This window comes from Antarctobacter albus, from assembly GCF_900101505.1.
Lineage (GTDB): Bacteria > Pseudomonadota > Alphaproteobacteria > Rhodobacterales > Rhodobacteraceae > Antarctobacter > Antarctobacter albus.
On record NZ_FMZI01000006.1, the window covers coordinates 332,093 to 338,465 of the forward strand.

At 65.3% G+C, this 6,373-nt stretch carries 8 protein-coding genes; 5 read left to right on the plus strand and 3 right to left on the minus strand.

Translation table 11 applies throughout. The annotated features are described in order from the left end of the window. Positions 1 to 51: 51 nt before the first annotated feature. The 3 genes from BLQ71_RS13005 to pedF form a co-directional block, all read right to left on the minus strand. Entirely contained in the window at positions 52 to 579 is a 528-nt protein-coding gene (locus BLQ71_RS13005) for an SRPBCC family protein (protein ID WP_043140260.1), read from the minus strand. A 67-nt stretch (positions 580 to 646) separates the two neighbouring features. Beyond that, positions 647 to 1,552, minus strand: a complete 906-nt coding sequence (locus BLQ71_RS13010; protein WP_052244411.1) for a substrate-binding periplasmic protein — start codon at positions 1,550 to 1,552, stop codon at positions 647 to 649. A gap of 1 nt (position 1,553) precedes the next feature. Beyond that, positions 1,554 to 2,237, minus strand: coding sequence for a cytochrome c-550 PedF (pedF, locus tag BLQ71_RS13015; RefSeq protein WP_069210433.1), 684 nt, complete (start codon positions 2,235 to 2,237; stop codon positions 1,554 to 1,556). Between the two features lie 158 nt (positions 2,238 to 2,395). Here pedF and BLQ71_RS13020 point away from each other — a divergent pair, with 158 nt between their 5' ends. From BLQ71_RS13020 to BLQ71_RS13040, 5 genes are all read left to right on the plus strand, one after another. Further along, the gene (locus tag BLQ71_RS13020) at positions 2,396 to 3,556 is read left to right on the plus strand and encodes an ABC transporter substrate-binding protein (RefSeq protein WP_074622018.1); all 1,161 of its coding nucleotides are present in this window, start codon (positions 2,396 to 2,398) and stop codon (positions 3,554 to 3,556) included. A gap of 8 nt (positions 3,557 to 3,564) precedes the next feature. Further along, entirely contained in the window at positions 3,565 to 4,551 is a 987-nt protein-coding gene (locus BLQ71_RS13025) for a YVTN family beta-propeller repeat protein (RefSeq protein WP_373286038.1), read from the plus strand. Positions 4,552 to 4,653: 102 nt separating this feature from the next. Next, the gene (locus tag BLQ71_RS13030; RefSeq protein ID WP_074622019.1) at positions 4,654 to 5,190 is read left to right on the plus strand and encodes a tetratricopeptide repeat protein; all 537 of its coding nucleotides are present in this window, start codon (positions 4,654 to 4,656) and stop codon (positions 5,188 to 5,190) included. A gap of 332 nt (positions 5,191 to 5,522) precedes the next feature. Further along, positions 5,523 to 5,924 carry a c-type cytochrome gene (locus BLQ71_RS13035; RefSeq protein WP_069210430.1) on the plus strand — a complete coding sequence of 134 codons (402 nt, stop codon included), beginning with the start codon at positions 5,523 to 5,525 and terminating at the stop codon, positions 5,922 to 5,924. A 148-nt stretch (positions 5,925 to 6,072) separates the two neighbouring features. Then, positions 6,073 to 6,373 (plus strand): IS5/IS1182 family transposase (locus BLQ71_RS13040; RefSeq protein WP_074622020.1); only part of this gene is annotated, 301 nt, incomplete at its 3' end.

The window sequence follows — 6,373 nt, forward strand, 5'->3', positions numbered from 1 at the left end:
GCTATCCTCCCTGGATAAAATGTCTTGTCTGGGTATCTCGATGTCGCTGGGTCAGCCCTTCACGAGCCGCTTGAACCAGCCTTTCTTGTGGGTTTCGTCGCCGTCCGCGCCGGGCTCGGCGGCGTCCGGGTCGGCCGGGCCTTCGACCGCGTCCTGGAAGTTCTGAAAGAACTGGTCGGCCATCTTCTTGGCGAAACCGTCGATGATCCGGCTGCCCAGCTGCGCCAGCTTGCCGCCGACCTTGGCCTCGACCTCGTAGCTGAGCAGGGTGCCGCCGTCGGCGGTCTCTGCCAGGTCGACCTTGGCGCCGCCTTTGGCGAACCCCGCGGCGCCGCCCTTGCCTTCGCCGTTCAGCGTGACCGAGTTCGGCTTGTCCATGTCGGCCAGCGTGACCTGGCCCTTGAAGGTCGCCTTCACCGGGCCGACCTTCTGCACCACCGTCGCCTCGAAACCCTCTTCGGCCGATCCGGTCATCTCGGTGCAGCCGGGCACGCAGGCCTTCAGCACCTCTGGATCGAGGATCGCCTGCCACACCACGTCGCGCGGGGCCGCGATCTCGCGGCTGTCACTCATCTGCATCTCTCAACCCTCTTCCTTCTGACGGGCGCCCACGGGCAGCCCCGTTCCTGTGCTCGCTATGGATCACTCAACGCTCAGGTGGCGTGAAACTCAACCCGTAGCTTTCGAAAATCGCCGCGATACGCCCATCGTCGAGCGCCGCATAGATCGCATCGTCCACCGCGTAACCCAGCGGACGATAACGGAAATTAACCCCCAGCCCGATGGTCCACTTGCCCACCGCGAAGCCGGGCAAGGGCGGCTGGTGCACGGCCAGGTCATCCGTCAGGCCGTATTCCAGCTGGGCCATCGGGCCCATCGCCGCCTTCACCTCGCCCGCCGCCAGCGCCGCCATCGCCTGCGCGGTGGTCGGGAATCGCCGAATATTGGCGTTCAACTGCCCGCCCGCCAGCGAGGTCAGGTAGAAATCGGCAATCGAGTCGTTTTCCACCGCCACGGTATCAAAGCGGAAATAGGCCGGAACAGGTTTTTCCTCGGGATAGGCCGCCTTGTCATAGGCAATGGCGATCCCCTCCGTCTGGTACTGGCCGGTAAAGGCCACCTGTTCGACCCGGCAGGTAAAGGCGCTGTCATAGGGCACGCGCAACATCACGTTGGACACGGCGCCGCCCACCACGGGCCCCTTCCAGAGATAGTTACGCAGGTCGGCATCCAGGTTTTCACCCGCCGACACGAACTTGAAGCGCGGCGCGACACCGAGATCCTCGGCGATCAGGCGCCCGATCTCGATGTCGACGCCGCGCGGCTTGCCGTTTTCTTCGAAGGAATAGGGCGGGTAATCCTCGTAGACGGCAAATTCGATCCAGCCGCGCTCCATGATCTGGTCGATGTCCTGACCGACGATGTCGCGGCTGGCGTTCTGGGGTTTCGGTTGCGGCACCCAGTCCTCGCAGCGCGCCTCGACGGCGCCCGCGATGCCGGCCCAGAGGCCAGCCACCAGGCACAGTTTCAGCAGGGGGCGCGCTGCAATCATGTCAGTGCGCCGCCGACAGGCCGATGGTCAGCGCCTCGGCAGCCAGCCGATAGCCATCGGTCGTGCCGTCGATCAGCGCCGAGGCCCGGTAGGCCGCGCTGTCGGCAACGGGCGCGCCGCTCAGCGTCTCGATCCCGGCGGCGATCTCATCCAGCTTGGCCTTCATCCCGTCCGGGTCGGCACCCGAGGCATCCTCGGACCAGGCCGCCAGCTGGTCGCGCAGGCCCTTCAGTTCGGGCGTCAGCTCTGCCATCTGTTCATCGTCGGGCCGCGCCTCGATGTAGGTGCGGATTGCCCAGGCCGCCTTCTGGCCCAGGAGTTCGCCAAAGGCCGGCATCTTGGTGGTGCCGTTCTGGGTATAGCCGTGGATGAACCGTTCCATGTACCATTCGTCGCCGTATTCCTCGGCTTCGAGAAAGCGCAGGTCGGGCGCCAACCCGCCCGAGATCACCTCGAGCCCGTGGCAGCGCGCGCAGTTCTGGTTGTAGCCGGATGCGCCGATCTCGACGGCGGTCCAGTAAACGTCGTCTCCCTGGTCGCGGTAGGGGTTTTCGGTCAGCCATTCCTCGCCCACTTCGGGCAGGGCATCGGTGTTGACGGGCTGGGGGGCAACGTCCCCATGCGACAGCGCCATCGTGGCGCCGAACATCAAGGCCAGGCTCAGTGCAGTGGTCTTGCGGGTCATGTGCGTGTTTCCTCCTCGGTGCGATTGCCCTTTTCTTAGGGGGCCGTCTCGCACCGAAGCTATTGGACCTAAGTCCCAAGCCGCGCGGAACCTCGACCATGGTCCTATTCCGCTGGCAGATACGCTGCCTACTCTCCTGTCAAAGGGAGGATTTCACGATGGTGCTGCGCCTGGCTCTGGCCCTGTGTCTTGGCGCGTCGGCCGCTGTTGCCGACGTATCCGTTACGATTCACTACCTCCGGCAAGAGGTCGAACAGCCCCCCGTCCTGTCCAACCTCGATCCGATTCCCGAGGACCTCGGCCTGAAGGGGGCCGAGCTGGGCCTCGCCGACAATGCCACGACCGGCCGGTTCATGGGCCAGACCTGGACGCTGGAGGTGACAGAGGTGCCCATCGGCGGCGATCTGGCCGCGGCGGCGCGCGCCGCACTGGCGACCACCGATCTGATCGTGCTCGACGCCCCCGCCGATGCGGCGCTGGCGCTGGCGGACCTGCCCGAAGCGGCGGGCGCGCTGATCTTCAACAGCGCCGCCCCCGATGACCGCCTGCGCGGCGCGGACTGCCGGGCAAACCTGCTGCACACCCTGCCCAGCAATGCCATGCGCACGGATGCCCTGGCGCAGTTCCTCCTGAACCGCCGCTGGGACGACCTCGCTTTGATCACCGGCACCCACCCGGATGACAACGCCTTCGCCACGTCCCTGCGCGCCAGCCTGACCAAGTTCGGAATGCGCCTGACCTCGGAAAAGACCTGGGCTTTCGACGCCGACATGCGCCGCAATGCCAGCCAGGAGGTGCCGCTCTTCACCCAGGACCTCAAGGCACATGACGTGCTGCTGATCGCCGACGAGATCCATGATTTTGGTCGCTACATCGCCTACAACACCTGGATACCCCGCCCCGTTGCCGGCTCGGAGGGGCTGGTACCCGTGGCCTGGGCGCAGGTCGTGGAACAATGGGGCGCGGCACAGCTGCAATCGCGGTTCACCGACCTGGCCGCGCGCCCGATGCAATCGCGCGACTACGCCGCCTGGGCCGCCGTGCGCGCCATGGGCGAGGCCGTCACCCGCACCGGTGCCGCCGACACCGCGACTCTGCGCGCTTACCTGCTGGGCCCCGACTTCGAACTGGCCGGCTTCAAGGGCCGCCCGCTGTCGTTCCGCGACTGGAACGGCCAGCTGCGCCAGCCGATTCCGCTGGTCACGCAACGCGCCGTGGTGGCACAGGCCCCGCTCGAGGGTTTCCTGCACCAGGTCAACGAACTCGACACGCTGGGCCGCGACGCCCCCGAATCCGATTGCACGGCATTCGGCAATTGAGGACCGACATGATGTTTCTTCTTGGTAAAAATACCCACAAGACCCTCACCGCTTGCCTTGCCGCCTGCCTGCTGGGCGCGCCTGTCACCGGCGAGGAAATCTGGGTCACCAACGAAAAGGACGACACGATCAGCGTGATCGACGTCGCCACGCTCGAGGTGGTGCGCACCATTCCCACCGGCGACCGCCCGCGCGGCATCACCTTCAGCCACGATCACAAGGTGGTCTATATCTGCGCCTCGGACAGCGACACGGTGCAGGTCATGGACCCCGATACCGGCGAGATCCTGTTCGACCTGCCCTCGGGCGAGGACCCGGAGCAATTCGTCCTGCACCCGGACAACCGGCACCTCTACATCGCCAACGAGGATGACGCGATCACCACCGTCGTCGACGTGGTCAGCCGCACCGTCGTGGCCCAGATCGACGTGGGGATCGAGCCAGAGGGCATGGCCGTCTCGCCCGATGGCAAGCTGGCAATCACCACCTCGGAAACCACCAACATGGCGCACTGGATCGACACCGAGACCCGCGAACTGGTCGCCAATACGCTGGTTGATTCGCGCCCCCGCCATGCCGAGTTCGCCGCCGGGGGGACGCAGCTCTGGGTGTCTGCGGAGATCGGCGGCACGGTCAGCGTCTTCGACGTCGAAACCAAGGCAGAGCTGGCCAAGATCGACTTTGCCGTCAAGGGCGTGCACCCCGACCGCGTGCAGCCCGTGGGATTCGAGTTCGACGGCGAGGAAAAGACCGCCTTTGTCGCCTTGGGGCCGTCCAACCACGTCGCCGTGGTCAACGCCGAGACCTTCGAGGTCGAGCAATACATCCTGGTCGGGCGCCGTGTCTGGCACATGGCCTTCAACAGCGACAAGTCGCTGCTGTTCACCACCAACGGTGTCTCCGGCGACGTGACGGTGATCGACGTGGCCAAGCGCGAGGCGATCAAGACCATCAAGGTGGGCCGTTTCCCCTGGGGCGCGGCGCTGCGGCCCTGATCGCAGAATGTCGAGCGGGTGATGGCCACGCCGCTCCGACACGCTAGGTCAAATCACATCGCGGCGGAGCAGACCGCCGCGATCCCTTGAAAGGAGGATGCGATGCGCATCACCATCCTGGCGATCTGCACCGTGATCGCCACCCCCGCCTGGGCCGAGGAAGACCTGGGCACCCTCAACCCGCCCGAGATGGGCGTGGACCGGGTGATCGACAACATCCGGCGCGGACAGGCCGACATGACCACCTGCGCCTCGGGCTATCACTTCACCAAGAAAGGCGATCACGCCGACGCGCGAAAGATCTTTCGCCTGTGCGCCGAAAAGGGCGGCTACACGGCGGCGATGACATGGATGGGCCAGTTGCAGAACAACGGCCTGGGCGGCGACTATGATCCCGATGCCGCCGCCGAATGGGACCGGCGCGCCGCCGAGGCGGGCGATCCGGTGGGCCAGTTCAACTACGGGCTGGCGCTGATCCGGGGGCATGGTGTCGCCCGGGACGAGGCCGCGGGCCGCGCGATGGTGGACCGCGCCGCCAAGGCGGGCCTGCCGGTGGCCCGGCGGCTGCAGGGCGCGGGCTATGACCTGGATGAGGTCACGCCCGACGCCGACAATTGGAAATACGCCCCGCTCTTCTGAACCTGCCGGAACCGGCGGACAGATCTGCCTTTCGGGAAAGGACCGACGCAGAGCAAGGGTCTGCGCCGGCCATCCCGCAAAGCTCCGAATTAAGGGAGGATCCTTGCCGCATCGGGCAACGATCCCTTGGGGAGTCCGGGCGCCTTGCCGGGAATCCGAAAGGCAACAAGCCGTGGTCCCACATGGTCGGGGACGGCCTGATGTCTTGTCCTTGATCATGATCAATCCGCGCACACACAGGAATACGACCAAAGCAGCGGATGGCTTTTGCCCGTGATCGGCAGAGGATCGCGCCAGGACCAGGGAATCGCGCACCTCACTGGAGACCAGACATGAAGACCGCCCTCATTCTCGCCGCCGCGCTCATCGCCGGTCCGGCCTGCGCAGACACATTCGACGAGATCAAGATTTCCGCCGGAAAGGCCCTGTTCGACAGTGAATGCCGCCGTTGCCACGCGGTCGATGCCGACCATGCCTCTTACGGGCCGCCGCTGGAAAATGTCATCGGCCGCGCGGCGGGCAGCTATCCCGACTACGATTATTCCATCGCGCTCGAAGCCTCTGGCATCGTATGGACGCCCGCCGCCCTGCGCGCCTGGATGGAAGACAACGACGGCTTCATGCCCGGCACCAAGATGCGCCACGTCGGGATCGAGGACCGCACCGTGCAGGAGTTCATCCTGTCCTACCTGGGCAGCATCACCACCCAGGATAACGGCGCGATTTCCGACTGATCGCCCGGCTGGCCGCAACGCAAAGGGCAGCCCCCGAGGCTGCCCCACCCGAAAATCGGACAGTGAAGTAAGCTACGACCTAACTGGGTCAGGACCCATTGATTTGGTTGGACGAGCATGATTCACCGTTCGAAAATGAGCGGTGAACATGTCTGATCTTTTCTGGTTGAGCGATGCGCAGATGGCGCGTCTGGAGCCTTACTTCCCTAAGTCGCACGGCAAGCCCAGGGTTGATGACCGGCGTGTCCTGAGCGGGATTATCTTCATCAATCGCAATGGTTTGCGGTGGCGAGATGCGCCAAAGGAATACGGCCCGCACAAGACGCTCTACAACCGCTGGAAGCGTTGGAGCGACAGGGGTGTCTTCGCCCGGATCATGGCGGGGTTGGCGGCCGAGCACGGTGAGGAGACGACCGTGGCGATCGACGCAACTCATCTGAAGGCCCATC

Coding starts and splice junctions, on each gene's coding strand:
- BLQ71_RS13005 (WP_043140260.1), bottom strand. CDS start 579: ATGCAGATGAGTGACAGCCGCGAGATCGCGGCCCCGCGCGACGTGGTG.
- BLQ71_RS13010 (WP_052244411.1), bottom strand. CDS start 1,552: ATGATTGCAGCGCGCCCCCTGCTGAAACTGTGCCTGGTGGCTGGCCTC.
- pedF (WP_069210433.1), bottom strand. CDS start 2,237: ATGACCCGCAAGACCACTGCACTGAGCCTGGCCTTGATGTTCGGCGCC.
- BLQ71_RS13020 (WP_074622018.1), top strand. CDS start 2,396: ATGGTGCTGCGCCTGGCTCTGGCCCTGTGTCTTGGCGCGTCGGCCGCT.
- BLQ71_RS13025 (WP_373286038.1), top strand. CDS start 3,565: ATGATGTTTCTTCTTGGTAAAAATACCCACAAGACCCTCACCGCTTGC.
- BLQ71_RS13030 (WP_074622019.1), top strand. CDS start 4,654: ATGCGCATCACCATCCTGGCGATCTGCACCGTGATCGCCACCCCCGCC.
- BLQ71_RS13035 (WP_069210430.1), top strand. CDS start 5,523: ATGAAGACCGCCCTCATTCTCGCCGCCGCGCTCATCGCCGGTCCGGCC.